The sequence below is a fragment of the Rhizobium sp. CB3171 genome, assembly GCF_029714265.1.
Taxonomy (GTDB): Bacteria; Pseudomonadota; Alphaproteobacteria; order Rhizobiales; family Rhizobiaceae; genus Rhizobium.
In genome coordinates, this window is sequence record NZ_CP121652.1 from 1,206,275 (window position 1) to 1,233,018 (window position 26,744).

The following is a 26,744-nucleotide window of genomic DNA, read 5'->3' on the forward strand; positions in this document are numbered from 1 at the left end:
GTCTGGGCACGGCCGCCATGAATGAAGGTAGGACAATGCAGGTTATCGAAACGCTCGCTGAAGGGCTGAAGCGCGAAATCAAGGTGGTCATCCCGGCCAAGGACATGGAAGTTCGCATGAACGAGCGCCTGGCCGAGGTCAAGGACAAGGTCCGTATCAACGGTTTCCGTCCGGGCAAGGTGCCGGTTGCGCATCTGAAGAAGGTCTATGGCAAGTCGATCATGGCCGACCTCGTCAACGAGATCGTTCGTGATCAGCCCCCGGCAATCCTGACCGAGCGCGGCGAAAAGTCGGCAACCCAGCCGGAAATTGCCATGACCGAGGACAAGGACGAGGCTGAAAAGATCCTCGCCGCTCAGGCCGATTTCGAATTCACGCTCTCTTATGAAGTCATCCCGGCAATCGAGCTGAAGTCGGTCAAGGGCATCAAAGTTACCCGCGAAGTCGCCGAAATCGGCGAGGACGAAGTTACCGAGCAGATCCTGAAGATCGCTGAAAGCGCCCGCAGCTACGAGTCGAAGAAGGGCAAGGCGGCCAACGGCGACCGCGTCACCATCGACTACCTCGGCAAGGTTGACGGCGAAGCCTTCGACGGCGGCAAGGACGAAGACGCTCAGCTCGTCCTCGGCTCCAACCGCTTCATCCCGGGCTTCGAAGAGCAGCTCGTCGGCGTCAAGGCGGACGATGAAAAGACCATTACCGTGACGTTCCCGGCCGACTACCCGGCCAAGAACCTTGCCGGCAAGGAAGCCACCTTCGACATCAAGGTGAAGGAAGTCGCAGCTCCCGGCGATATCGAAATCAACGACGAACTCGCCTCCAAGCTCGGCATCGAATCCGCCGACCGCCTGAAGGAAATCGTCCGCGGCCAGATCGAAAGCCAGTACGGCTCCGTCACCCGCCAGAAGGTCAAGCGTCAGCTCCTCGACCAGCTCGACGAGATGTACCAGTTCGACACCCCTCAGAAGCTGGTTGAAGCAGAATTCGCCAGCATCTGGCGTCAGATCCAGACCGATCTCGATGAATCGGGCAAGACCTTCGAAGACGAAGACACGACCGAAGAAAAGGCACGCGAAGAATATCGCAAGCTTGCCGAGCGCCGTGTCCGCCTTGGCCTCGTTCTCTCCGAAATCGGCGAAAAGGCCGGCGTCGAAGTGAGCGAAGACGAAATGCAGCGCGCGCTCTATGCGCAGCTCCAGCAGTTCCCGGGCCAGGAAAAGGAAATCCTGAACTTCTTCCGCAACACGCCCGGCGCTTCCGCCAACCTGCGTGCCCCGATCTTCGAAGAAAAGGTCATCGACCACCTGCTGACCGAAGTCGACGTCACCGACAAGACCGTTTCCAAGGAAGCGCTGCTGGCTGACGACGAAGCTGAAACGGAAGACAAGCCGGCCGCCAAGAAGGCTGCTCCGAAGAAGAAGGCTGCTGCCAAGGCTGAAGCAACCGAAGCCGCTGCCGAAGGTGAAGAAGTTGCCGCCGCTCCGAAGAAGAAGGCCGCTCCGAAGAAGAAGGCTGCTGAAGACAGCGCCGAATAATTCGGATTTGCTCCGGAACTGATCACAGCCCTGCCGTTCGCGGCGGGGCTTTTTTGTTGTGCAGATCAGGGAAAAACTCCCTCTCCCCGTCAAAACGGGAGAGGGGCTGGGGTGCGGGGCAACAAACTATCCGCGAAGACTGAAATCTAGGATTTGGGAGCAGGCGCGAAGCGCAGGTCAGACGCTTCAGCGTCATTGTCCGATTGGCGCAGAACACGGGCACGTTGGGTTATCTCAGATTTCGGGCCACGCAATTGACGGTCCCCGCGGAAAGCCCCTCACCCTAACCCTCTCCTCGCAGGCGGGGAGAGGGACTCCCTCTCGATCCGTCGCGCTTGCACAGCCTCTACTCAAAGCTCCGACTTGATATCGCCCATGCGGTTCCACGCATCCAGGCCGGCGATTTTGTAGGCTTCGGCGAGTGTCGGGTAGTTGAAGGTGTTTTCGACGAAATATTCCACCGTGCCTTTGAGGTTCAATACCGCCTGGCCGATATGGACGAGTTCGGTCGCGCCTTCGCCGACGATGTGGACGCCGAGAAGGCGGCGGGTCTTCAGCGAGAAGATCATCTTCAGGAGGCCGGTGTCGAGGCCCATGATATGGCCGCGCGACGTCTCGCGGAAACGGGCGATGCCGCACTCGTAGGGAATGTGGCGTTCCTTGACCTCTTCTTCGGAAAGACCGCAGGTGGAGATTTCCGGCACGGCATAGATGCCGTAGGGGAAGTATTTCGGTGGCTCCTTGGCGATGGCACCGACGGCGACGCGGGCGGCGATGCGGCCTTGTTCCATCGAGGTTGAAGCAAGGCTCGGAAAGCCGACGACGTCGCCAGCCGCAAAGATATGCGGGACGTTGGTGGCAAAGGTTTCGGGATTGACGCTGAGACGCCCGCGATTGTCCGCTTCGAGACCGGCAGCAGCCAGATTGAGCGTATCGGTAGCACCCATGCGGCCGGCTGCAAACAGCACCATGTCGGTGATGATGCGGCGACCATTGTCCAGCAACAGTTCCACCTTGCCGTCCTGGCGGGTGACCTTTTCGGCCTTTTGCCCCAGCAGCAGCTTCATGTTGCGGTCGCGTAGCTGATAGATGAAATCCTCGACGATTTCCTTGTCGATGAAGTCGAGCATCGTCGATTTCGGATCGATCAGCGTCACCTGCGTGTCGAGCGCGCTAAAGATCGTCGCATATTCGATACCGATGACGCCGGCGCCGATGACGACCATCGAACGCGGCAAATCCTCGATCTCCAGCAATTCGTCGCTGTCGAGAACGGTCTTGCCATCGAAGGGCATATAGTCCGGACGGAAAGGCTTGGTGCCGACCGCGAGCAGAATGCTGGCGCCCGTGACATGGACGACTTCGCCGTCGTCCTTGACCACCTGCATGGTCTGCGGATCGACGAAGCTCGCCTTGCCGCGTATATGCTGTACCCGGTTGCGAGCGAATTGATGCTCCAGAACTTCGACTTCATGGTCGAGAGTGATCAACAGGCGGCGACGCAAATCCGCGGCGCTGATTTCCTGCTTCACACGATAGGCGCGGCCGTAGAAGCCGCGTTCGCGCCAGCCGGAGAGATTGAGCGCGGTCTCGCGCAGCGTCTTCGACGGAATGGTGCCAGTATGGACGGAGACACCGCCGACACGCTTGCCCTGTTCGATCACCAGCACCCTCTTGCCGAGCTTGGCGGCCTGAATGGCGCCTCTGCGGCCTGCGGGGCCGCTGCCCACGACTATGAGATCGAATTGGTCCATCGGAAGCCTCGGGTGATTGGATTTATGGAATCAATGTCGCAACGCAACATACTGTCCGTCAACCGGTAGCGGCTCAATGTTACAGATTATCTAACAGGAAATGATCAGGAGCTGGAAAGGCCGAGCCAAGGCTCCAGCTTTTCGAAAGTCCGGTCCATGGCATAGGCATGGGTGAAGGAAAGCGGCAGATGTCCGTAGATGATCGACATCTGGTTTTCCGCGGCCGCCTCGCCGGCTTTGGCGATAGCAGCGAGATAGAGGGCCGAGGCAAGCCCCGTGCGATCTGCGCCGGCCTGGCAATGGATCAACAACGGCTTCGGCGCATCGCGCATGATCTCCACAAGCCGCGCTGCCTGCTCCTGGGTCAGCTCGTGGCCGGAGGACATGCGAAAATCAATATGATTGATATTGAGTTCCTTCGCCTGGGCGACTTCGTTGTCGTACCAGGTGCGGCCGCTATTGTCGCCGCGCAGGTTGATGATGGTCTTGATACCATATTGCTTCTGCAGTTCCGCGATCGTCGCCGGCGATGGCTGGGAAGAGCGGTAGACCTCGCCCGCGATGACGGGATGGAAATTCGTCGTCCACAGCATATGGGCGTAGAAGCCGCCGGCAATCAGCGCAAAAGGAGAAAATGCAAGAAGGACACCACGGCCGATGCGGCGCAGACGACCAGAAAGCAGCAATGACGTCTTCGGCATGTAGTCTCCGGGGTACGCCGCAGCTCGAGCGGATAAGGCGCAAACAAAACAATCGCTTCCGTGTGCAAACGCACCGATCTGGAGGCGTTATCCTTGTGTCAGAACATCCTGACAAATACCTGAAAAGCGCAAGGGGAGATGCTGAGGCAGGAAACTATCGATAGATCAGAATTCAACGGTCTTGCTTATGTCGTAAAGTATAATAAAAACAAATTATTATGCGGGTATTCTGATGTTGCAATCTATCCAGAGGTATCGATTCAGATCAGCCGCAACGCCCTGAAGCTGACATGGCCGTTCTTGCCGATGATAATATGATCGTGAACGGTGATACCCAAAGGGCCGGCCGTGTCGATGATCGTCTTCGTCATGTCGATATCGGCGCGCGAGGGTGTAGGGTCGCCTGAAGGATGGTTATGGACGAGAATCACGGCGGTGGCCGAGAGTTCGAGCGCACGTCTGACCACCTCGCGCGGATAGACCGGCGTATGGTCGATCGTTCCCAAACCCTGCACCTCATCCGCGATCAGGGCATTGCGCTTGTCGAGAAACAGGATTCGAAACTGTTCGCGCGTCTCATGCGCCATTGCGGTGTGGCAATAGTCGATCAGAGCCTTCCAGGAGGAGAGCACCGGCTTGCCCGTCAGCTCGCTTTTCAGCATGCGCTGCGCCACGCTTGCCACCAGCTTCAGATCGAGAGCCACGGCTTCGCCGACGCCGCTGATTTCCTGCAGCAGATTGGCCGGCGCGCCGAAGACGCCGCCGAGCGTGCCGAAGCGAGCAAGCAGCGCCTTGGCGATCGGCTTGGTGTCGCGGCGCGGAATCAGCCGAAACAGCAGGAGTTCGAGGATTTCGTAATCGGCAAGCGCCGCATCGCCCCCATCGCGATAGCGATTGCGCAGGCGTTCCCGGTGACCGTGATAGTGAGCCTCGGCATTGGCCGGCACGCTCGGCGGCTTCGCCGGTTTGTCGCGCAGCGCGGTTATGGTGGATTGATGGGCGAAAAACAGCCGCTCGTCGAAAAGCGGAGCTTCTTCAAGGCTATCCGTCGCGCCGCCGCTATCGATGGGCATGTCGCCATGTCCGGAGGAAGAAGCGGGGCGCTTCGCCATGCATTACCCCTGCAGCGGTGGCAGGCCGGGACGGTCGAGGCCGCCGGGCGACAGGGTGAAGATCTCGCAGCCGGTGGCAGTGACACCGACGGTGTGTTCATACTGCGCCGACAGGGAGCGGTCGCGCGTGACCGCCGTCCAGCCGTCGCCAAGCACTTTCACATGCGGTCGTCCGAGATTGATCATCGGCTCGATGGTGAAGATCATGCCTTCACGCAGTTCCGGGCCCTCGCTGGCGCGGCCGTAATGCAGGATGTTCGGGGAATCATGGAAGAGGCTGCCGACGCCGTGGCCGCAGAAATCGCGCACGACGGAGCAGCGCTCTGCTTCGGCATAGGCCTGGATCGCCTCGCCGATGGCGCCGGTGCGAGCACCGGGACGCACGGCGGCGATGCCGCGCATTAGCGATTCGTAAGTCACTTCCAGCAGCCGCTCCGCCGAGCGCTTGATCTCGCCGACGGGATACATGCGGCTGGAATCGCCGTGCCAGCCGTCGAGCACATAGGTCACGTCGATATTGACGATATCGCCGTCGCGCAGCGGCTTGTCGTTGGGAATGCCGTGGCAGACGACGTGATTGATCGACGTGCAGGAGGATTTCATATAACCGCGATAGTTCAATGTCGCCGGGTAAGCGCCATGATCCATACCGAATTCGAAGACGAAGCGATCGATGACATCAGTCGGTACGCCAGGCCCGACGATGGCGGCCAGTTCGTCGAGGCAACGAGCGGTCAACTGGCATGCCTTGCGCATTCCTGCGAAAGCGTCGGGGCCGTAGAGGCGGATGGCGCCTGTGTTTTTCGACGGCGCCGTTGCCGCTTCGATGTAATTCACCATGATCAGCCTTCAGCAGAAATCTTTATACTGGTATTTAATGCAGCTATGCCGGGTTCGTCTATCGGGATCAACCCTGCAGGCGTTATTTCCGTCGGCGAGACCTTGCATTTGACAGCATAGACTTCGACGCCGCGCTTCAAAGCTCGCTCAAACGCCGCGGTGTAGACGGTATCGAGATCGCCACAAACACGAAAACGCCGGCAGTCGTGCCGCTGGATCACGAATAGCATGACGGCGCGGTATCCCGCTTGCGCCATATCGCCGAGTTCTTCGAGATGCTTGGCGCCGCGGGCTGTCACCGTATCGGGAAATTCGGCAAGGCCCGGCTGGCGCATGAAATGCACATTCTTGACTTCGACATAGGTGGTTGTCCTCAAGGGATCGGTCAAGAGCAGGTCGATGCGGGAATTGCGGCCGTAATTTTGCTCACGCCGAACGGTCGTGTAGTCGCCGAGATCGGAAATCTGCCTGAGCGCGATTGCCTCCGCCGCCAACCGGTTCGGCATGGCCGTGTTGACGCCGACCGTGGTGCCATCTGCTTCGATCAATTCGAAAACGTGCCGATATTTACGCTTCGGACTGTCGTGTTCTGAAAGCCAGATGCGCGAACCGGGTGTTGTCAGGCCCTGCATCGAGCCGGTGTTTGGGCAGGAGCCGGTGATGATCTCGCCGCTCTCCAGTTCGGCATCGAAAAGGAAGCGTTTATAGCGGGCGATCAGCCGTGCGGGGACGAGGGGCGGGTCGAACAGCATGAATGGTCGCCGCTTAGGCGCGTTCCATGACGAAGCTGCCGGGTGCTTCCTCAATGGCGTTCAGCGCCGCGCCACCTGGCTTGCGGGCGGGAACCATGCGGCTGTCGTTGCCTTTGATCCATTCAAGCCAATGCGGCCACCAGGAGCCTGGCGTCTCCCTGGCTTCGCCGAGCCATTGATCATAATCACCCTTGACCGCGCCGCCCGTCCAGAACTGGTATTTATGCTTGTCCGGCGGGTTGACGACACCGGCGATATGACCGGAGCCAGTCACCACGAATTCCACCGGCCCGCCGAAGAACTGGCTGCCAATGAAGACGGATTTGGCCGGTGCGATGTGATCCTCGCGTGTTGCCAGATTATAGACGGGTATCTTGACGTCCTTCAGCGACAGCTTTTTGCCGTCGAGCACCATCTTGCCCTGGCTCAAAGCATTGTCGAGATAGCAATTGCGCAGATAAAATGAATGGTTGGCGGCCGCCATTCGCGTGGAATCGGCGTTCCAGAACAGAAGATCGAAGGGTAGGGGTTCCTGGCCCTTCAGATAGCTGTTGACGAAGTAGGGCCAGATCAGCTCCGAGGCGCGCAGCATGTTGAAGGCTGTCGCCATTTTCGAGCCCTCGAGATAGCCGACCGCCTTCATCTGCTCTTCCAGCGCCGAGATCTGCTCTTCATCGACGAAAACCTTGAGATCGCCGGCAAAGGTGAAATCGACCTGCGTGGTCAGGAAGGTGACGGTGCGGATGCGTTTGTTCTTTTCCTTGGCATGCAAAGCAAGCGTTGCCGCCAGCAGCGTACCGCCGACGCAATAACCGACGGCATTGACCTCTTTCTCGCCGGTTGCCTTCTCAATCTTATCGAGCGCGAAATCGATGCCTTCGCGCGCATAGGACGTCCAGTCCTTCGCCGCGTGGCGCTTATCCGGGTTCACCCAGGAGATGACGAAGACGGTGTGCCCCTGTTCGACGCACCATTTGATGAAGGATTTCTGAGGGTTGAGATCGAGAATGTAGAATTTATTGATCCAGGGCGGGCAGATCAGCAGCGGCCGCTTCAACACTTTATCCGTTGCCGCTTCATATTGAATGACCTGGCAGACATCGCTCTGCGCGATCACCTTGCCGGGCGTCAATGCCATGTCTCTTCCAACAGCGAATTTCGTCATGTCGGTCTGGCGCAACCGCAATTCGCCGCGACCGGCGCTGATATCCTCGGCAAACATTTTCATGCCGCGCACGAGGTTTTCAGCGTTGGAAGCGACAGTCTCGCGATAAAGCTGCGGATTGGTGGCGACGAAATTGGCCGGCGATAGCGCCGCGGTGATCTGCTTGGTGTAGAAGGAGGCCTTGTGGCGTGTGTGTTCGTCCAGCCCTTCGGCGTCGGTGACCATCTTGTCCGCCCAACCGGCGGTCAACAGATAGGTTTGACGCAGGAAATCGAAGAAGGGATTTTTCTGCCAATCCTCGTCGGCGAAGCGCCTGTCTTTGACCGGTTCAGGCTCGGGTGCCGAATCACCGCTGAGGCGCTGCATGGTTTTCGTCCATAGGCCGAAATAGCCGGATAGCAGATAGGTCTGTGCCTCCAATGTCCGGCGCGGATCGGAAAGCCAGTATTCGCTGACCTTGGAAAGCGTCTTGACGATATCGGTCATCGGATCGGCGACGGTGTCGACCTTCTCGCCGCGCTCGCGCGGCGCAAGCCATGCGGAAGCGGCCTTGCCGAGATTTTCCAACGCGCGGGCAAAGTTGACGGCCATCGCCTCGGGATCCCTAACGATGTAAGGCTCGACTGACTTAGGGTCGAAGCCGGCAAAGGCGCCGTTGCCTTCACTATGGTCCCGCTTGCTGTCGGTCACGCATCATCCTCCCGGCGGCAGCTCTCTTTGTTTTCCATTTGTACATCTTGCGGGAAAAGGAATACAAGTCGAATGAAACGCAACCCTGCTCTTGCTTTGCTGCTGCGACAAATTTAACAGTCGCAACCCACGGCAAGGCAATAGAGCAGGACGGACAATATGGGCGGCGGCATGGTGGCAAGACTCAACCGGTATTCCGTACTCTGCGGTGCTTTGTGCGCCTGTCTCGCGCTGGCGCTTGCCGGCTGCTCGACGCCTGCGGAAAAGGCAGCCTTTGCCAAGAGCAAGCAGGCGCCGCAAGCTGTGGTCGTCAAGTCCGCTGAAGGCAAGCCGGTCGATGAAGGCAACACGCAGCAGCACTACAAGGACGGTTACCCCTCCTTCAACGCTCCTCCGACGGCGGCGAATGTGCAGATCAACGACCAGCAGGCGGCCGATATCGGCAAGCAATTGACGGCGCTCGGTGCGCAGCGCAAGGCCGGCACGATTTCGGAAGCGGAATATCAGAAACGTGTCGCCGAGATGCGCAAGCTCGCGGCCGAACACGGCCAGGATACGCTGTCGCAAATCCAGCAGCAGAGCGCCGAGCCCAGCCAGACGCCCGCGCCGACGCAGAATTAGCCTTGCGTTTCAGGCGATTTGGACGCAAAGCGTTCAGCTAGGCTGAATTTCGATGTTTCTTCCTGGGTTGATAGTGCATTGCGTCTATAACCGCCAAAGATTCACCGTATCCTTCGCGTCAGTATAGTTGCGGCGCCGCGATTCCGGAGTTCGTATCGCGGCTCACCGGGAGATTGACGAACTTCATTGCGGTTGTGAGGGCCGCTGTCCCATGGGGAAAGAAATGGAAGAGTTTCATAAAGTCCGGCGCTTGCCGCCCTACGTCTTCGAACAGGTCAACCGTTTGAAGGCCAGCGCGCGAGCGGGCGGGGCCGACATCATCGACCTCGGCATGGGCAATCCGGACCTTCCGACCCCCAAGGCCATCGTCGATAAGCTGTGCGAAGTGGTCCAGGACCCGCGCACGCATCGCTATTCCTCGTCCAAGGGCATTCCGGGACTGCGCCGTGCGCAGGCTGCCTATTATGCCCGTCGCTTCGGCGTCAAGCTCAATCCGGATACGCAGGTGGTCGCCACCCTCGGCTCCAAGGAAGGCTTCGCCAACATGGCGCAGGCGATTACGGCGCCGGGTGATGTAATCCTTTGCCCGAACCCGACCTATCCGATCCATGCCTTCGGCTTCCTGATGGCAGGCGGCGTCATCCGCTCGATGCAGGTCGAGCCGGACGACAGCTTCTTCCCGCCGCTGGAACGGGCCGTGCGCCACTCTATCCCGAAGCCGCTGGCCTTGATCCTCAACTATCCGTCGAACCCGACGGCCTATGTCGCGACGCTGGATTTCTACAAAGAAGTCATCGCTTTCGCCAAGAAGCACGACATCATCGTGCTCTCGGACCTGGCCTATTCGGAAATCTATTTCAACGACGATCCGCCGCCGTCCGTTCTGGAAGTTCCGGGCGCGATGGATGTCACCGTCGAGTTCACCTCGATGTCGAAGACCTTCTCCATGCCTGGCTGGCGCATGGGCTTTGCAGTCGGCAACGAGCGCCTGATCGCGGCGCTGACACGCGTGAAGTCCTACCTCGACTACGGTGCCTTCACGCCGATCCAGGTGGCGGCAACGCATGCGCTGAACGGTGACGGCTCCGATATTGCGGAAGTTCGCAACATCTACAAGCGCCGCCGTGACGTGCTGGTCGACAGCTTCGGCAAGGCCGGCTTCGACGTGCCGCCGCCGGCAGCGACGATGTTTGCCTGGGCGAAAATCCCGGAAAAATTCCGTCATCTCGGTTCGCTGGAGTTCTCGAAGCTTCTCGTCGAGAAGGCCGACATCGCGGTGGCGCCCGGCATCGGCTTCGGCGAGCAGGGCGACGACTACGTCCGCATCGCGCTGGTCGAGAACGAGCATCGCATCCGCCAGGCAGCGCGCAATCTGAAGCGCTTCCTCTCCACAGCGGATGAGACCATGCATAACGTGATTTCACTGAACGCTCACCGCTCTTAATTTCTCACGGCAGCCGTTCCCGCGGCTGCCGTGTCCCAAGACATTGATCAGGAATTGTTCATGGCAGATGCCCTCAAAATCGGCATTGCGGGCTTGGGCACCGTTGGTGCCTCGCTCGTCCGCATCATACAGAGCCGCGCCAACGAGCTTGCCGTTACCTGCGGCCGCCCCGTCAAGATCGTCGCCGTAACCGCCCGCGATCGCACCAAGGATCGCGGCATCGACCTCACCGGCATCGAATGGTTCGGCGGCCCGGTCGACCTGGCGCAGAAGGCCGACATCGACGTCTTCGTCGAGCTGATCGGCGGTGCCGAAGGCGCGGCCAACGCCGCCGTGCGTGCGGCTCTTGCCCGTGGTCTGCATGTCGTCACCGCCAATAAGGCGCTGCTCGCCTATCACGGCGTCGAACTTGCCGAGATTGCCGAGGAGAAAGGCGCACTGCTCAACTTCGAAGCGGCCGTCGCCGGTGGCATTCCCGTCATCAAGGCATTGCGTGAATCCCTGACCGGCAACACGATCTCGCGCGTCTACGGCATCATGAACGGCACCTGCAACTACATCCTGACCCGGATGGAGAAGGAGGGCCTGTCCTTTACCGATTGCCTGAAGGAAGCCCAGCGTCTCGGCTATGCCGAAGCTGATCCGGCCTTCGACATCGAGGGCAACGACACGGCACACAAGCTCGCCATCCTGACGACGCTTGCCTTCGGCAACCGCATCGCGGCCGATGATATCTATCTCGAGGGGATCACCAATATCTCCATCGAGGACATCCGCGCCGCGGCCGACCTCGGCTACCGCATCAAGCTGCTCGGCGTCGCCCAGCGCACCGAGACCGGCATCGAACAGCGCGTTCACCCGACCATGGTGCCGCTCGAATCGGTCATCGCCCAGGTCGATGGCGTCACCAATGCCGTCGCGATCGAATCGGACATTCTCGGCGAACTGCTGATGGTCGGCCCCGGCGCCGGCGGCAACGCGACGGCTTCCTCCGTACTCGGTGATATCGCCGACATTGCCAAGAGCCAGCCGGGTGCGCAGCGCGTGCCGGTGCTCGGTCACCCTGCCAAGGCGCTGGAACCCTATCGCAAGGCGCAGATGCAGAGCCACGAAGGCGGCTATTTCATCCGCCTGACCGTTCTCGACCGCACCGGCGTTTTCGCCAGCGTCGCGACCCGCATGGCGGAAAACCACATTTCGCTGGAATCGATCGTGCAGCGCGCGACGCAGCATCTGGCGCCGGCCCATCATCAGACGATCATCCTCGTCACCCATGCGACGACGGAGGATTCGGTGCGCAAGGCTGTCGCCGCGATCAGGACCGAGGGCTATCTTGTCGGCGAGCCGCAGGTCATCCGCATCGAGCGGCCGAAGGAATAATTCCGACGACTAAGGCCCGCTCCGGTAAATCGGAACGGGTCTTCCAATTCTGGGAGAGATGGTGGAACAGCCGGCAGATCCTGTGCAGCGGGCATTTCTGGGCGTCGAACGCTCCGTCTCCGGCAATCGCTGGATTTCCCGGCTCGACCAGGCCGGCCAGAATCGGGCGCTGGCCATCGCGCAAACGCACGGGCTGCCGGATCTGATTGCCCGCGTTCTCGCCGGCCGCGGCGTCGACCTCGAAGAGGCCATGGCCTTCCTCGACCCCACGATCCGCAGCCTGATGCCAGACCCCCATCTGCTGACCGACTGCGAGAAGGCAGCACAACGTCTCCTGCGCGCCGTCAAGGCGGGCGAGACGGTTGCGATCTTTGGTGACTACGACGTCGACGGCGCGGCATCCTCGGCGCTGCTCTACCGCTTTCTCGCCCATTTCGGCGTGCCGGCCAGCATCTATATCCCAGACCGCATCTTCGAAGGCTACGGCCCGAATCCCACTGCCATCAACCAGCTCATCGATAATGGCGCAACGCTGATCGTTACCGTCGATTGCGGTTCCACCAGCTACGAATCGCTGGAAGCGGCGAAGGCCCGCAATATCGACGTCGTCGTCATCGATCATCACCAGGTTGCGCATGAGCTGCCGCCTTGCCATGCGCTGGTCAATCCGAATCGAGAGGACGATCTATCGGGGCAGGGACATCTCTGTGCTGCCGGCGTTGTCTTTATGGTTCTGGTCGCGGCCCTGCGGCAGTTGCGCGAGGCTGGCGATGCCCGTGTGCGCTCCATCGACCTGCTTGCCTGGCTCGATATCGTCGCGCTGGCAACTGTCTGCGATGTCGTGCCGCTGAAAGGGCTGAATCGTGCTTACGTCGTCAAGGGCCTGATCGCCGCGCGCCATCAGGGCAATCCCGGCCTGGCCGCCCTATTTCGAAAAGCTGGGCTCGGCGGCCCTGTGAGCCCGTATCACTTTGGTTTCATGATCGGCCCGCGCATCAACGCCGGCGGGCGTATCGGTGATGCCGCGCTTGGCGCCCGGCTGCTGACGCTCGACGTTGCCTCCGAGGCCGAGACGATCGCGGAGAGGCTGGACGAGCTCAATCGCGAACGCCAGGCGATGGAAGCCGCCATGTTGCAGGAGGCTGAAGCTGAAGCGCTGGCCGAATACGGCAACGGCGACGGAGCCTCCGTTATCGTCACGGCACGGGAAAGCTGGCATCCCGGCATCGTGGGCCTGATTGCCTCCCGGCTGAAGGATAAGTTCCGCCGCCCCGCCTTTGCCATTGCCTTTGATTCGATGGGGCGAGGCACTGGCTCCGGTCGCTCGATCAACGGTTTCGACATGGGGCGCATGGTGCGCGCTGCCGTCGATGCCGGCCTGCTCGCCAAGGGCGGCGGTCATGCCATGGCGGCGGGTCTGACGGTCGAACGCGCCAATCTCGGTAAACTCCGCGCCTTCTTCACGGAGAAGGCGGAGAGACAAGTCGCCGGCCTCGTCGCCAACGAAACGCTGAAGATAGACGGTGCTCTCGGTGCTGGCGGCGCGACGGTGGAGCTGGTCGACCAGCTTGAAACTGCCGGCCCCTACGGTTCCGGCCATCCGCAGCCGATCTTCGCCCTTCCGAGCCACCGCCTGCGCGATTCGCGCCTGGTCGGCCAATCCCATATCAAGATCACCCTGGAGGCCCAGGACGGTGGCCGCCTCGACGGCATCGCCTTCCGCGCCGTTGAAACGCCCCTTGGCGAGCTGCTGCTCTCCTCCCGCGGATCCCAGATCCACATCGCCGGCACCCTCGGCGCCGACCATTGGCAGGGCGCAAGGCGTGTCCAGTTGCGTGTCATGGATGCCGCCAAGGCGCCATGAGCTGCGCACGGAAACTGTCGCGTTAATGATGAAGAATCAGAGCTTTAGGGAAGGGAGACAGTGGCACGCCCTAGGGGAGTCGAACCCCTCTTTACAGAATGAAAATCTGTCGTCCTAACCGATAGACGAAGGGCGCGTGCTGTGGCGCCCTTATAGTCAGCACCTTTTGTTCCCGCAAGCGGAAAATCGAGAAAAATCTACGGGTAAGGGCGAATTTTTCGAGGTACTTGTGGAAAAGTTCCGCATGGGTCCGATTGGTACGCCCTAGGGGAGTCGAACCCCTCTTTACAGAATGAGAATCTGTCGTCCTAACCGATAGACGAAGGGCGCAGGCTGCGCTTGCGATCATATAGGAATAGCGCAAAGCCGCCGCAAGCGGAAGGTAGCTCATTGTTGTAGGAGAGGAAGAACAGTGGCACGCCCTAGGGGAGTCGAACCCCTCTTTACAGAATGAAAATCTGTCGTCCTAACCGATAGACGAAGGGCGCGTGCTGTTGTGTGGCGCGCTTATAGCGGGGTGATTTCATTCCCGCAAGCGTCTATTTCGCTTTTTCTTGGAAAAAATGACAGAAGCGTAACGGCGCATCAAAGCTTGAATAAGCTCGCCTTAACAGCATGTTGCGGGAGTTTGCAGATGGGACCGGTTTAGAGCCCCGATCCGCTCTGTGGCTGGGTTATCAGCGGTTTGCCATCCTGTCCCTGGCCCTTCGACGCAACGATATGCGCCAGCATCAGTGCTTCCTTGCTGTCGATTCTGCGGGCGCTGGAGCCGCGGGCGGGCAAAATTTTCGAGGGCGTGGCGTCCGCTGTCGGCTTCATCGGGCTTCCCGACGCGTTGGCGGCGTTGCGGATGACGGGCGGAGGGATGACCGCCTCGGATGTCTGGTCGACGGGCATGCCGCCATTGCCCTGTTGTGGCGTGACATTCTGCGTCGCACTGGGCGGCATGCTGTAGACGCTGCGCATGATCGGACTAGGTCCCTGCGGCTGTCCGCCACCCGGCTGGGTGGCCAGCGTTCCATCCGGATTGACGGCAATCGGCGCGGGCGTCGAATAGATGCTGCTTCTATTGGCGTTGACTGCCGTCGGCTGTGTCACCAGGCCGGCCATGCCGGCCGGCGCGTCTGTCGCCACAGGCGCTGCCCCGGCGGGTGCCGGCGGGAAGAAGGATTGATTGCCCGTGACTTCAGCCACCATCTGCGGATGCGTGCCGTGAACGCTATGTACCAGCGGATCGCGATAGGCGTCGCCCTTTTGCCGTTTCGCGTCGGCTTTGGTGTTGAGAGCGTCGGCGAGCTCTTCGGCAGCACTGGGCTTCGGCTCGACCTCGGCTGCCTGTTTCGGCTTGCTGCCTGTCGTCGCGCAGCCGGCGAGCATCAAAAATGACATGGCGATGGCAATAGTGCTTGCGAGCTTTTTATTGCCGGATAGAATCTGCCGATCGCACAAAGGACGTTCCCCGCTTAAAAGTTGGCACCGGAACGGCCTCTTGCGAGGGACGATGATGTCGAGCGGCTTCCTACTGGGAACGATGACCGCGCGAAATCCGATGCATGATGCTTCGAGTCGTCCAAGCATGCCGGAGAGCGGGTACGGCCGGCAAGCGCGAAACCGGTGGCTCCGCGCGCGCCGTAAGCCTCGCGAAAGCTAGCGCCTCACCAGGCGCCGGTATTGGGCATCGAAGCCCAGGGCTCGGCCGAAGCAAGGTCGGCACCCTTCTGCAGGATCTCGATGGAAATGCCGTCCGGAGACCGCACGAAAGCCATGTGACCATCGCGGGGCGGCCGGTTGATAGTAATGCCATTGTCCATAAGTTTCTGGCAGATTGCGTAGATGTCATCGACCTCATAGGCGAGGTGACCGAAGTTCCGTCCTCCGGTATACTCTTCAGGGTCCCAGTTGTAGGTGAGTTCCAGACTGGGCGCGCCGCTGCTTCGGGATGCGTCTACGTCCTCGCTGGCAGCAAGGAAAACGAGAGTGAAACGGCCTTTCTCGTTTTCGTAGCGACGGGTTTCGGTGAGGCCGAAGAGAGTGCTATAAAAGTGCAGTGAGGCGTCGAGATCGGTAACGCGGACCATGGTGTGAAGATAACGCATTCTGTTTCCTCTCTAATGTTTGTGCTGAGACGATCTGAAACGAGACACCAGCTTCAGGCAAGACTCGGCGCGCTAATCTACGGATGGGAATAAACGAAAACTAGGACTTGCGCTTTTCCGTTACCAAGATGTTAATCTTGATTTCAAGGAATCAGTTAACTGTAACAGTGTGACGCGTAATCGAGGGTTGGCTAAGATGGGTGACAGAATTTCATCGAAGGGTATCGTCGACTTCGGAGAGATGTCGGGCGAAGCCGTCGAGCTCATCGAAATCTCCGGCGTCGTCAAATGGTTCGATGTCGCCAAGGGTTTTGGCTTCATCGTTCCGGATAACGGCATGCAGGACGTTTTGTTGCATGTGACATGCCTGCGCCGCGACGGTTATCAGACCATTCTCGAGGGCACGCGCATCGTCGCGCTGATTCAGCGCCGTGAACGTGGCTATCAGGCTTTCAAAATCCTCTCGATGGACCAGTCGACCGCCGTGCACCCGTCGCAGATGCCGCCGGTGCGCACCCATGTCCAGGTCACTGCGACAAGCGGCCTCGAGCGCGCCTTGGTCAAGTGGTTCAACCGCACCAAGGGCTTTGGTTTCCTGACGCGCGGTGAGGGCACAGAGGACATCTTCGTGCACATGGAAACGCTGCGTCGTTTCGGTCTGGCGGAGTTGCGGCCGGGACAGGTAGTCCTTGTCCGTTTCGGGCCGGGTGAGAAGGGCCTGATGGCGGCAGAGATCCATCCGGATGCGCCAAGCCCGGTGACGCGGCCGCATTGATATGACCACCAGAGTTATGTTTTCTGCTGTTTTGAAGAGCGCCATCGTGGCGCTTTTTCTTGTCGGGGCATCCGCTCCCGCCTTTGCCGCGCAAGCGGCCAGCGAAAAATCGATGGCGTTCGATTCGGAGCCGCTATCGATCAAAACGACCAAGGGCGTAACGCACAAGTTCACCGTGGAATTGGCATTGACCGAGCCGCAGCTCGAGTTCGGCCTGATGTATCGCAAGAGCATACCGGACGATCACGGCATGCTTTTCGATTTCGGTGCGCCGCGCCCGGTCATGATGTGGATGAAGAATACCGTGCTACCGCTCGATATGCTTTTCCTGGACAGGAGCGGCGTCGTCACGCACATTCAGGAAAACGCCGTACCCTATTCTGAAACGATCATCAGCTCCGGCGGGTCAGTGCTTTACGTCATCGAGCTGAACGGCGGCATCGCAAGAAAACTCGGCCTTGCCGTCGGCGACAAGGTGACGAGCGCTACGATTTCCGCAAAACTCGGCAAGTAGATTTTCCCGGGGGATCGGAGCTTCAACGCCATTTTAGCTGTTGCAGCACGAGGATGAACCGTGTATCTCCGCACTCGTTCTGCAAAGCGGGACGACGCGGTCTCCTCAAAGAGATTATGCGTGAGGGTACGGAGTGTAGCGCAGTCTGGTAGCGCATCTGGTTTGGGACCAGAGGGTCGGGAGTTCGAATCTCTCCACTCCGACCATGTTTTCCCTGTGAAATACCTGTGCCTCTTTGTTTGGCGAGCCGCAGCGGTTCGAATTCGATTCCGTTGTGATGCAAGATCTCATGCCTGTTGCGGATGAGAGTACAAGGACGAAATGCGCACTTTCTACACGACATTCTTTGTATGTCGACCCGTGTGCATCGGCGCGCCGTCCAGATTTGCGTCCCTTCTTAATGAGCGCTGACGCGAATCCTTGAAAATCATTTTCCTGCATTTCTTGTAGGTAAATGCCAAATGATAACAGCTTTCCACATAGCGTGCTCGAATGAGTTATCTTCGCAGAAGATATGATGCCAACCGAGAAAATTAAAAACTCTGGGTTGTCAAATAGCTAATTAGTATTATGTTGTATTCGCATTGCTAATGAATAGTGCTTATCAGGCGTGTTTTTGAATGCTCGGCCTCGGTCGAGATGATGATTCCAACCATTCAATCAGGAGAGAGAAGGAAGCGCTCAGTCGCCAGGGATGGCGCGTGAGTGCGGCCAAAATTGAACGCGTTGGTGCATTCCTCACTCGCGCATCTAAAGGAGGATATTTCGATGAACGCAGTGACTGTTCCAGTCGCGGGTCAGATCGCGGCTCCCAATGGTGAGATACCTGCCGGCACCACCATGCAATTGAACCAATGGGCGATAAGCCCAAATAATCTGTACGTGTTGATAATGCAGACCGACGGCAATCTGGTGCTTTACCAGGTCGATGGCGCGCCGCCGAAGCCAAATTCAACTTTCCAGGGCTACGCGATATGGTCGTCGAATACAGACGATGACATCCCATTTGTCTTCGCTATTCAGACCGACGGCAATCTCGTGATCTACAACGAATCCGTTAATCCGCGCCAAGTGATGTGGAGTCCAAACACGCAGAGCTCCTCACCAGCGTACCTTGCGGTGCAGGCCGACGCTAACCTCGTTTACTATGACACGTCCAAGGGCGTGATCTGGACGTCAAACACCCAAGTCTACATGCCGCCGATGGTGCCGACGTTAGCGAACGGCGCTACCGGCCGGTTCGACTGGAGGGACGTTGCCTGGCACAGTCTCAACAACGAAGGTGACAATGGATCGATCCCAACAGTTTCGCTAAGCAGCGATACCTTGACATTCTCGGGCGGCTTTCAGTGGGAAGCCCCCGTTATCGGGTCTGGAACGGGGGACATTTACATCCAGATCTCGTTAACGCCAGTAACTTGCTCGGTCACGATAAAGATGACCGGGTATCCACTTGACGGCAATAACATGTCTCAGTCGGGAACTTGGCAACTGACCCCGGGGGACGAACCCGTCTTGACGTGCAATCTCGATAATGGGGGAACTCTAATCATAAGCACCTTTGACGGCGGTGGAATCTGGTGGCCTGGGGTCGAGATCGAATACATGTATGGTTTTGATCTCTGCTTCGAGAACATGTCCGGCGCTTCGGCTTCCGTAATCGCTACACAGCAGACGCGTGAATCTCCGCTGAGACACGCGGTTTGATCAGATCTGTAGAGACTGGGATCGGCATGCTGATATCAGCATGCCGATCCATCTCCGCTTCCAAGCAGGATTGTCCGCGGTCACAAGTCGAACGCGACGGTGTCGCCTAAGTGAAGCTTGGGCAGCCCGCCTTTTTGCTTGAAAACAAAGGGATTCGCGGCTAAGCAAATCCCACAATGCTCAGCCTTCATGGGGCCGGGCGAAGACGAGAGAAGCAAAGGCGGGACTGTCCCGCTTATCCGGAGGCGCTGCAGCGATGCCTGCCAAGATTTACCGTCCCGCAAAAACCGCCATGCAATCCGGCAAGGCCAAGACCCATCTGTGGGTTCTGGAATTCGACCAGGAAATCCCGCGCAAGATCGATCCGATCATGGGCTACACATCGTCGGCCGATACGCGCCAGCAGCTCAAGCTGACGTTCGAGACGCAGGAACAGGCCGAGGCCTATGCCCAGCGTAATGGCATCGAATACCGCGTTCTCGCTCCCAAGGACGCTAACCGCCAGGTGGTTTCCTATACCGATAACTTCCGTTTCAACCGCATCCAGCCCTGGACACATTGATCCGGCACACGTCGAATTCGCTACCTATTGAGTTTGACGGAAGTTTCAGGCATGTGTTGCCAGCCGCGGGCAGTTCGCGGCGGCTTGGCTTTCAGGCCCCTTAGCTCAGCTGGATAGAGCACCTGCCTTCTAAGCAGGTGGTCGCAGGTTCGAATCCTGCAGGGGTCGCCAAAAACCTTTATTAAACAATGCGTTATGTGATTTTTGGTGGGTTTCAACCTATTTTACGACGCTGTGTGCGACGATATGGCACGGCTACTGAATGGCTAATCCCGCGCGAAATGCACCATTTCTGATTGCTGCAAGCGCCGGAGGATTGGTGACCGGATATCCCTCTATGAATATCTCGGCAGAAAAGCCGGGAGCGCTGTCATGCAGACAGGCGGAAAACCTTGCCGATTCAGATTTCTGCTCCAACATCGCGAAGGCCATAGACAAAAACAGGAGTGTGGCAGGCGCTTGTGGTGGAGCGTGATGGAGTGCCGCCACACTCTCCCTGTAGAATCCGGCAATAAAGCAGCAGCGGCCGAGCATACCGTAATACCAGGGAATGTGGGGATTCAAGCGGATGGCTCTCCGCGAGAGTTCGCAGGCCTGCTCCGGGCTACCGGCCACTAGGGCCAAGTTTCCGGCCAGCAGCGCAAGGGTGTCGGCATCATTTGGGTATGCCTGTAAGACGAGGCTATGCTCGTCCAACGCGGCTTCGAAGTTCCCTTGCAAAGCTCGGAAGCTGGCGCGGCAAAGCCGAGCCGCGGTGTCATCCGGATCGAGCGCCAAGGCTTGTTCGATGCAGCTTTCAAAGCGTTGTATCCAGGCTGAATTATCTCTAGCAAAACCGTTATAGACCCCTGAGGAATATGCGAGCCCCAAGATGGTCCAGGCTCTTGCGAGTGTTGGATCGAGTTCGACTGCGCGGGACAGAAAACGGATTGCTTCAGCGTTAGACGCGCGCGTGAACAGGTCGTGTTGTTCGTGGCCGAGGAGGTAGCAATCATATGCTTGCAGGCTGGCTGGTTTCTTACGCCGGACAACATCCCGTCGAAATCCCAGAAGTTTACCGCAACAGGTACCAAGAACGTTGACCACGTTCTCGGTGACCATGTCCTGCATCGTAAACAGGTCATCGGCCGATTGATCGTATCGAGCCGTCCAGAGGCTAGCTCCACTGCAGGCATCGACAAGCTGTACTGAAATCCGGACGTGCTGTCCGGCTGCTTGCAGGTTTCCCTCAAGAACGTAGTCAGCTTTCAGGTCGCACCTGATTGATCGGAAGTCGTTCTGTCCCCCTTTGTACAAAGCCATGGTTTGACGGGAAATCACCGCAAGGTCGGGATATCGCGCGAGGTCGGCAATGATGTCAGCGGATATTCCGGCGGCAAGCCGTTCCCATCGGTCGTCTGCACTCAGATTGTCGAACGGGAGCACGGCGATAATCGGTGGCCCAGAGATATCTTTGGCGACCGACGACCGAGACGGAATGCCACTCCTTGCCAACCCCGCCGTATCCCAATTCACCTGAAAAACGGGAATGGCCTTGGGAAGGTTCTTCAAAGCATACTTGCCGAGGCTAGTCAGCCTAAACGGCACCTTGCCGTCAATATGCTCTCGGACTGATCCGGAAATGTATATCCCTGACGCGACTGCGATCCCTTGCAATCGCGCAGCCACATTGACGCCGTCACCCAGCAGATCGTCTCCCGCTACCACGACATCGCCGAGATTGATGCCAATACGGAATTCCAGCGGGCGGTCATCTACAACATCGTTAGTTCGATCTGCGAGGTTGCGTTGAATTTCCACCGAACAGCGAACCGCCTGAACGGCACTTGGAAACTCGGCCATGATACCGTCACCGGCCAAGCCGAAAATGCGGCCGCCGTGTTCTTTCACAAGGCTGTCGATCTTTTCGCGACACTTGTCCAGCGCCCGTATCGTCCCCTCTTCGTCAAACGCCATCATACGGCTGAAGCCGACAACGTCAGCCGAAAGGATGGCTGCAAGCTTTCTATCCACAGTACGCCCCCGCGACAGATCACTTTCATGACCAATATGCGCCAATCCGTAATCAAACGACAGGGTTGCTATTGGAGTGAATGCTAAAATATGTCGGGCGGCGAGCTAAGACGAGTAACAATCTGTTCTGTAAGGCACACGGTAGATAAAGATTAACAGTGGTCTGCCAGGTCGTGATTAGAAACGCGTCTCCATTGGCCAACCGCCAGCATCCGCCGGTCTGGTTGCATTCACTGCCATGTCGATGAGGTCATAACCGGCCACTGCACCGATCACTCTTACGACGATGATTGCCGCGCCGAGAAACGCCAGCGCAGCGATTATCCTGTCGCTTTTCTTCACGTCCCGTCTCGTCCCCCCAATGACTACAAACTGCATCCCCACGCAGCCGGCGGCAGTATATCGGGTTTATAGTGGGGCGCTACGGCTATATTCAGGTCGCCGACCTTTGCGTTAAGCGCGCTTGAGACAGGACGCCTTCGGGACGATGATTCGGTCAGGCGGCGTTCAGGTCGGCGATCTCGCCGTGCCGTGCCAGGAGGCGAGGGGACGTCATGTCGCCGGTCTCTTCGTCGACCATGACCGCATAGGCGGCAACGCCGACGAAACGCGCGGCCATGGAAAGGGCGATCTTTTCGGCACTGGCGGCGCTTGACGCCTGCCGCATTTCTCCCGGCACCAGATTTCCGCGGTTCTTCTTATAGGGAAGGATAATAAACTTTTCGCCGGATGCCATTGTGCTCGCCCTGATTTGTTCACACAATGTTCTGGTTTGCGTGGAGTGTCAATATGGTTAATCGTAACCGCCGTCGCAATTCCGACCTACATATTGAAAAACCCGCCGGCTGCGTCACAGCCGACGGGTTTTTGATCATCGCATGGTCCGCTTAGTGCAGGATCTGGCTCAGGAACAGCTTGGTACGTTCGTGCTGCGGGTTTTCGAAGAATTCCTTCGGTGAGTTCTGTTCGACGATCTGGCCCTGGTCCATGAAGATCACGCGGTTCGCAACCTGACGGGCGAAGCCCATTTCGTGGGTGACACAGAGCATGGTCATGCCTTCTTCGGCCAGACCCACCATGGTATCCAGCACTTCCTTGATCATTTCCGGGTCGAGCGCCGAGGTCGGCTCGTCAAACAGCATGATCTTCGGGTTCATGCAGAGCGAACGGGCGATCGCCACACGCTGCTGCTGACCGCCGGAAAGCTGGCCAGGATATTTCTTTGCCTGTTCCGGAATCTTGACGCGGGTGAGGAAGTGCATGGCGATTTCTTCCGCCTGCTTCTTCGGCATCTTGCGCACCCAGATCGGCGCCAGCGTGCAGTTTTCCAGGATCGTTAGATGCGGAAAGAGGTTGAAGTGCTGGAACACCATGCCGACTTCGCGGCGCACTTCGTCGATCTTCTTCAGATCGTTGGTGAGTTCCACGCCATCGACGATGATCTGGCCCTTCTGATGCTCCTCAAGGCGGTTGATGCAGCGGATCATCGTCGACTTGCCCGAGCCGGAAGGCCCGGCAATAACGATGCGCTCGCCGCGCATGACCTTCAGGTTGATGTCGCGCAGTACGTGGAAATCGCCGTACCACTTGTTCATGTTGATCATTTCAACCGCGACTTCCGTGTCGGAAATGGTCAGTTTTTTTGGTTGGGCGTCAGCCATATTTTTTCCCTCGGTTTTTATCGTTTGTGGCCAGTATCGAGATGGCGTTCCATGAAGCCTGAATAGCGCGACATGCTGAAGCAGAACAGCCAAAATATGAAACCGGCAAACACCAGTCCCGTAATCGGCGTCACGGCGCTTGCCCAGTTCGGGTCGGAAAAGTTCTGACGAACGATACCGAGCAGATCGAACATGCTGATGATCGACACCAGCGACGTGTCCTTGAACATGCCGATGTAGGTGTTGACGATCCCGGGTATCACCAGCTTGATCGCCTGCGGCAGAACAATCAAGCGCATCTTCTGCCAGTAGCCGAGACCAAGCGAATCGGCACCTTCGAATTGGCCCTTCGGCACAGCCTGAAGACCGCCGCGGATAACTTCGGCGATGTAGGCCGAGGTAAACATCGAGACACCGACCACGGCGCGCAGCAATTTGTCCACCGTCCAGCCCTGCGGAAGGAAGAGCGGCAGCATGACGCTGGCCATGAACAATACCGTGATCAGCGGAATGCCACGGATGATTTCGATGTAGAGCACTGACAGCATTCGGATGACGGGCATCTTCGAACGCCGTCCGAGTGCAAGCATAATGCCGAGCGGAAAGGAGACTACGATCGCAACAAAGGAAAGGACCAGCGTCACCATGAGGCCGCCCCATTTCTGCGTTTCCACGACCTCCAGACCAAAGCCACCGTAAAGCAGGAAAAATGCGACGATCGGCAGCACGATGAATGCCAGGATGGCATTCAATCCTTTTCTCGGCACCGACGGTATCAGCATCGGCACAAACAGGATGATGGTGATAATCGCAACGAGAGCCGGCCGCCAACGTTCTTCCGGCGGGTAAAGACCGACCATGAAGATGGTGAACTTCGCCCGGACGAACGCCCAGCAAGCGCCGCTCCAGCCATCCGGTTGTGTTCCGCCTTGCACGGTGGTCGCACAGAAGGTGCGATCGGCACCGCTCCAGGCGGCTTGGATGAACAGCCAGTTGACAATATGCGGAACGGCCCAAGCGAGGAAGGCTATCGCAAGGATGGTCAGAACCACGTCTTTCGGCGTCGCCAGCAGATTTTTTCTGAGCCAGTGTACGACGCCTTTTTCGCTCGATGGAGCCGGCAGTTGCGGAAGGATTGTTTTGCTTACAAAGCTTTGGCTTCCGTTGGACATCTTATCTCTCCACCAAAGCCATCTTGGCGTTGAACCAATTCATGAACAGGGAGGTCGCTATGCTCAGCGCAAGGTAGATGACCATCCAGATCACAAAGACTTCGATCGCGCGGCCGGACTGGTTGAGAATGACGCCACCGACGGCGACCAGATCGGCATAGCCGATCGCAATCGCGAGCGAGGAGTTCTTCGTCAGGTTGAGATACTGGCTCGTCAACGGCGGAATGATGATGCGCATTGCCTGGGGAATGACGATGAGCCGGGTGATGGCTGGGGCGCGAAGCCCTAGCGCGCCGGCCGCTTCCGATTGCCCCTTGGCCACGGCGCGAATGCCGCCGCGAACGATTTCGGCGATGTAGGAGGCGGTGTAGAAGGAAAGCGCGAGGAACAGCGAGATGAATTCCGGCCCAATGACAGAGCCGCCGGTCAGATTGAACTTGCCAGCGACCGGATAGTCAAAGGACAGCGGCATGCCGGCTGCGAAGAAGGTCAGGAGCGGCAAGGCGATGAATATGGCCACAGACACCCAGATGGTGTGAAACTGTTGACCAGTCGCCGCCTGGCGCTTGTGCGCCCAGCGGGCCATGAAGAATATGGCCACGATGGCGACCACAATCGCGATGCCGACAGCCCACATGCCGCTAGCGAAAATCGGGCTCGGAAAGGCAAGGCCGCGATTGCTGAGATAGCTCGAGAACGGTAGATGCACAGCCTCGCGCGCCTGTGGCAGCAGCACCAGAACGCCGCTATACCAGAAGAAGATGACGAGCAGCGGCGGGATATTGCGGAACAGCTCGACATAGGCCTGGCAAAGCTTCGCGATCAGCCAGTTGTGCGAAAGCCGGCCGATGCCGACGATGAAGCCGATGATTGTCGCCGCAATGATACCTGATACTGCGATGAGAACGGTATTGAGCAGGCCGACGATGAGCGCTTGGATGTTGGTGGAATCGCTCGAAAATGGAATCAGCGCTTGGCCGAGATTGAAACCGGCGCGTCCGCCGAGAAAAGCAAATCCAAAAGGCTGGTTCGACGCACGCAGATTTTCGACGGTGTTGTGAATGATGAACCCGACGAGTGCCAACAGAATTATGACGGTAAGAACCTGGTAAACCAGGCCTCGGACTTTGGGATTATTGATCGCTGATCCGGACGAGCGTTCGCCTTCGGGCGAATTTATTGTAATTGCCATGCAGACTTTTTCCCCTCTATGCCCGTTTCGGGCTTGTTTTCTTAAGGGAGGAAAGGCGGCGAGCCGCCTTTCCCAATGTCATACGATCACGGTTCAGCGAATCGGCGGTGCGTACTGAATGCCACCTTTGTTCCAGAGGGCGTTCAGGCCACGCTGAATCTTCAGCGGGCTGCCGGCGCCGATGTTGCGGTCGAAGACTTCGCCATAGTTGCCGACGCCCTTGATGACGTTGTAGGCCCAGTCGTTGGTCAGGCCGAGGTCGGTGCCGATGGTCGAGCCCTGCTCGACGCCGAGGAAGCGCTTGATGTCCGGATTGGCCGAGCTCTTCATCTCGTCGACGTTCTTCTGCGTAATGCCGAATTCCTCGGCATTGATCAGAGCATAAGCGGTCCAGCTTACGATATCGAACCACTGGTCGTCGCCCTGGCGAACGGCCGGTCCAAGCGGCTCCTTGGAAATGATTTCCGGCAGAACGACGTTGTCGTCAGGGTTCTTCAGGGTCAGGCGCAGGGCATAGAGGCCGGACTGGTCGGTGGTGTAAACGTCGCAACGGCCGGAGTCGTAAGCCGCGTTGACTTCTTCGAGCTTGTCGAAGACCACCGGATTGTACTGAAGATTGTTGGTCTTGAAGTAGTCGGCGAGGTTGAGCTCGGTCGTCGTACCGGACTGAACGCAAACGGCCGCGCCGGAGAGTTCCAGAGCCGACTTAACGTTAAGTTCCTTGCGAACCATGAAGCCCTGGCCGTCATAGTAGGTAACCGGACGGAAGTTGAGGCCGAGCGCGGTATCGCGGTTGATCGTCCAGGTCGTGTTGCGAGAAAGCAGGTCGATTTCACCGGACTGCAGTGCGGTGAAGCGGTCTTTCGCGCTAAGAGGGGTGTATTTTACCTTGGTTACGTCGCCAAAGACAGCCGCAGCGACGGCCTTGCAAAGATCGACGTCGAAACCGGCATAGTTGCCGGAGGCATCGGGCTGCGAGAAGCCAAGAAGGGCGCTATTTACGCCGCATTGAACAAAGCCCTTGGCCTTCACATCGCTGAGCGTCGAAGCCGACGCGCCAGAAGCGGTGTATGCCAAGGCTGCCGCTCCGAGGAATACGGACAGAGCAATCTTTTTCATCTTTCCCAACCTTTGTCTATTATAGTTAAAGCGTATCGCTCCCGAAGCAGGCTCTCGGAGAACCGTGTTCCTCAC

The 26,744-nt window shown here is 58.5% G+C and carries 24 protein-coding genes and 5 tRNA genes; 11 read left to right on the forward strand and 18 right to left on the reverse strand.

Annotated elements, in window-relative coordinates:
• Nucleotides 1-35 precede the first annotated feature (35 nt).
• A complete protein-coding gene (gene tig / locus QA648_RS06000; RefSeq protein WP_283050213.1) occupies nucleotides 36-1,535 on the forward strand; it encodes a trigger factor in 1,500 nt (499 codons plus the stop codon).
• Between the two features lie 350 nt (nucleotides 1,536-1,885).
• Here tig and sthA read toward each other — a convergent pair whose 3' ends face one another.
• The 6 genes from sthA to phaC all read right to left on the reverse strand — a co-directional run bounded on the left by sthA (nucleotide 1,886) and on the right by phaC (nucleotide 8,549).
• Nucleotides 1,886-3,289 carry a Si-specific NAD(P)(+) transhydrogenase gene (gene sthA / locus QA648_RS06005; RefSeq protein WP_104822942.1) on the reverse strand — a complete coding sequence of 468 codons (1,404 nt, stop codon included), beginning with the start codon at nucleotides 3,287-3,289 and terminating at the stop codon, nucleotides 1,886-1,888.
• 104 nt (nucleotides 3,290-3,393) lie between these two features.
• Nucleotides 3,394-3,990, reverse strand: coding sequence for a dual specificity protein phosphatase family protein (locus QA648_RS06010; RefSeq protein ID WP_283050215.1), 597 nt, complete (start codon nucleotides 3,988-3,990; stop codon nucleotides 3,394-3,396).
• A 260-nt stretch (nucleotides 3,991-4,250) separates the two neighbouring features.
• Complete coding sequence (gene radC / locus QA648_RS06015; protein ID WP_283050216.1) at nucleotides 4,251-5,102, reverse strand: DNA repair protein RadC; 852 nt, start codon at nucleotides 5,100-5,102, stop codon at nucleotides 4,251-4,253.
• A 3-nt stretch (nucleotides 5,103-5,105) separates the two neighbouring features.
• A complete protein-coding gene (map, locus tag QA648_RS06020) occupies nucleotides 5,106-5,942 on the reverse strand; it encodes a type I methionyl aminopeptidase (RefSeq protein WP_104822945.1) in 837 nt (278 codons plus the stop codon).
• 2 nt (nucleotides 5,943-5,944) lie between these two features.
• The gene (sfsA, locus tag QA648_RS06025; RefSeq protein WP_283050218.1) at nucleotides 5,945-6,694 is read right to left on the reverse strand and encodes a DNA/RNA nuclease SfsA; all 750 of its coding nucleotides are present in this window, start codon (nucleotides 6,692-6,694) and stop codon (nucleotides 5,945-5,947) included.
• A 13-nt stretch (nucleotides 6,695-6,707) separates the two neighbouring features.
• On the reverse strand, nucleotides 6,708-8,549 hold the full coding sequence (phaC, locus tag QA648_RS06030) for a class I poly(R)-hydroxyalkanoic acid synthase (RefSeq protein WP_283050219.1): 1,842 nt from the start codon (nucleotides 8,547-8,549) through the stop codon (nucleotides 6,708-6,710).
• A gap of 171 nt (nucleotides 8,550-8,720) precedes the next feature.
• On the opposite strand from phaC, the gene QA648_RS06035 reads away from it, so the two are divergent.
• The 4 genes from QA648_RS06035 to recJ all read left to right on the forward strand — a co-directional run bounded on the left by QA648_RS06035 (nucleotide 8,721) and on the right by recJ (nucleotide 13,858).
• Nucleotides 8,721-9,170 carry a hypothetical protein gene (locus tag QA648_RS06035; protein ID WP_245463954.1) on the forward strand — a complete coding sequence of 150 codons (450 nt, stop codon included), beginning with the start codon at nucleotides 8,721-8,723 and terminating at the stop codon, nucleotides 9,168-9,170.
• Nucleotides 9,171-9,393: 223 nt separating this feature from the next.
• Entirely contained in the window at nucleotides 9,394-10,614 is a 1,221-nt protein-coding gene (locus QA648_RS06040; RefSeq protein WP_028753861.1) for an LL-diaminopimelate aminotransferase, read from the forward strand.
• A 60-nt stretch (nucleotides 10,615-10,674) separates the two neighbouring features.
• Nucleotides 10,675-11,994, forward strand: a complete 1,320-nt coding sequence (locus tag QA648_RS06045) for a homoserine dehydrogenase (protein WP_283050224.1) — start codon at nucleotides 10,675-10,677, stop codon at nucleotides 11,992-11,994.
• A gap of 58 nt (nucleotides 11,995-12,052) precedes the next feature.
• Nucleotides 12,053-13,858 carry a single-stranded-DNA-specific exonuclease RecJ gene (gene recJ, locus QA648_RS06050; protein WP_283050226.1) on the forward strand — a complete coding sequence of 602 codons (1,806 nt, stop codon included), beginning with the start codon at nucleotides 12,053-12,055 and terminating at the stop codon, nucleotides 13,856-13,858.
• A 61-nt stretch (nucleotides 13,859-13,919) separates the two neighbouring features.
• On the opposite strand, the gene QA648_RS06055 is transcribed toward recJ, so the two are convergent.
• The 5 genes from QA648_RS06055 to QA648_RS06075 all read right to left on the reverse strand — a co-directional run bounded on the left by QA648_RS06055 (nucleotide 13,920) and on the right by QA648_RS06075 (nucleotide 15,954).
• A tRNA-Glu gene (locus tag QA648_RS06055) sits at nucleotides 13,920-13,994 on the reverse strand.
• Nucleotides 13,995-14,113: 119 nt separating this feature from the next.
• Nucleotides 14,114-14,188: transfer RNA gene (locus QA648_RS06060), tRNA-Glu, on the reverse strand.
• An 83-nt stretch (nucleotides 14,189-14,271) separates the two neighbouring features.
• Nucleotides 14,272-14,346 (reverse strand) — tRNA-Glu (locus tag QA648_RS06065).
• A gap of 157 nt (nucleotides 14,347-14,503) precedes the next feature.
• Nucleotides 14,504-15,247 carry a hypothetical protein gene (locus QA648_RS06070; protein ID WP_283050228.1) on the reverse strand — a complete coding sequence of 248 codons (744 nt, stop codon included), beginning with the start codon at nucleotides 15,245-15,247 and terminating at the stop codon, nucleotides 14,504-14,506.
• Nucleotides 15,248-15,513: 266 nt separating this feature from the next.
• Nucleotides 15,514-15,954 carry a VOC family protein gene (locus QA648_RS06075; protein ID WP_104822952.1) on the reverse strand — a complete coding sequence of 147 codons (441 nt, stop codon included), beginning with the start codon at nucleotides 15,952-15,954 and terminating at the stop codon, nucleotides 15,514-15,516.
• Between the two features lie 196 nt (nucleotides 15,955-16,150).
• On the opposite strand from QA648_RS06075, the gene QA648_RS06080 reads away from it, so the two are divergent.
• From QA648_RS06080 to QA648_RS06105, 6 genes are all read left to right on the forward strand, one after another.
• Entirely contained in the window at nucleotides 16,151-16,729 is a 579-nt protein-coding gene (locus QA648_RS06080) for a cold-shock protein (protein ID WP_028753855.1), read from the forward strand.
• A gap of 1 nt (nucleotide 16,730) precedes the next feature.
• Nucleotides 16,731-17,243: a DUF192 domain-containing protein gene (locus tag QA648_RS06085; protein WP_283050231.1), complete on the forward strand. Its 513-nt coding sequence runs from the start codon at nucleotides 16,731-16,733 to the stop codon at nucleotides 17,241-17,243.
• A 129-nt stretch (nucleotides 17,244-17,372) separates the two neighbouring features.
• Nucleotides 17,373-17,449 (forward strand) — tRNA-Pro (locus QA648_RS06090).
• 562 nt (nucleotides 17,450-18,011) lie between these two features.
• Nucleotides 18,012-18,950 carry a hypothetical protein gene (locus QA648_RS06095; RefSeq protein ID WP_283050234.1) on the forward strand — a complete coding sequence of 313 codons (939 nt, stop codon included), beginning with the start codon at nucleotides 18,012-18,014 and terminating at the stop codon, nucleotides 18,948-18,950.
• A 256-nt stretch (nucleotides 18,951-19,206) separates the two neighbouring features.
• A complete protein-coding gene (locus QA648_RS06100) occupies nucleotides 19,207-19,512 on the forward strand; it encodes an ETC complex I subunit (RefSeq protein ID WP_283050236.1) in 306 nt (101 codons plus the stop codon).
• A 94-nt stretch (nucleotides 19,513-19,606) separates the two neighbouring features.
• A tRNA-Arg gene (locus tag QA648_RS06105) sits at nucleotides 19,607-19,683 on the forward strand.
• 84 nt (nucleotides 19,684-19,767) lie between these two features.
• On the opposite strand, the gene QA648_RS06110 is transcribed toward QA648_RS06105, so the two are convergent.
• The 7 genes from QA648_RS06110 to QA648_RS06140 all read right to left on the reverse strand — a co-directional run bounded on the left by QA648_RS06110 (nucleotide 19,768) and on the right by QA648_RS06140 (nucleotide 26,669).
• Nucleotides 19,768-21,525, reverse strand: coding sequence for an adenylate/guanylate cyclase domain-containing protein (locus tag QA648_RS06110; RefSeq protein ID WP_104822957.1), 1,758 nt, complete (start codon nucleotides 21,523-21,525; stop codon nucleotides 19,768-19,770).
• A 177-nt stretch (nucleotides 21,526-21,702) separates the two neighbouring features.
• A complete protein-coding gene (locus QA648_RS06115; protein WP_199773544.1) occupies nucleotides 21,703-21,867 on the reverse strand; it encodes a hypothetical protein in 165 nt (54 codons plus the stop codon).
• A 154-nt stretch (nucleotides 21,868-22,021) separates the two neighbouring features.
• Nucleotides 22,022-22,261 carry a hypothetical protein gene (locus QA648_RS06120; RefSeq protein WP_104822958.1) on the reverse strand — a complete coding sequence of 80 codons (240 nt, stop codon included), beginning with the start codon at nucleotides 22,259-22,261 and terminating at the stop codon, nucleotides 22,022-22,024.
• A 151-nt stretch (nucleotides 22,262-22,412) separates the two neighbouring features.
• Nucleotides 22,413-23,186: an amino acid ABC transporter ATP-binding protein gene (locus tag QA648_RS06125; RefSeq protein WP_104822959.1), complete on the reverse strand. Its 774-nt coding sequence runs from the start codon at nucleotides 23,184-23,186 to the stop codon at nucleotides 22,413-22,415.
• A gap of 17 nt (nucleotides 23,187-23,203) precedes the next feature.
• Complete coding sequence (locus QA648_RS06130) at nucleotides 23,204-24,358, reverse strand: amino acid ABC transporter permease (protein WP_104822960.1); 1,155 nt, start codon at nucleotides 24,356-24,358, stop codon at nucleotides 23,204-23,206.
• Nucleotide 24,359: 1 nt separating this feature from the next.
• On the reverse strand, nucleotides 24,360-25,550 hold the full coding sequence (locus QA648_RS06135) for an amino acid ABC transporter permease (RefSeq protein ID WP_104822961.1): 1,191 nt from the start codon (nucleotides 25,548-25,550) through the stop codon (nucleotides 24,360-24,362).
• Nucleotides 25,551-25,643: 93 nt separating this feature from the next.
• Complete coding sequence (locus QA648_RS06140; protein WP_104822962.1) at nucleotides 25,644-26,669, reverse strand: amino acid ABC transporter substrate-binding protein; 1,026 nt, start codon at nucleotides 26,667-26,669, stop codon at nucleotides 25,644-25,646.
• Between the last annotated feature and the right edge of the window lie 75 nt (nucleotides 26,670-26,744).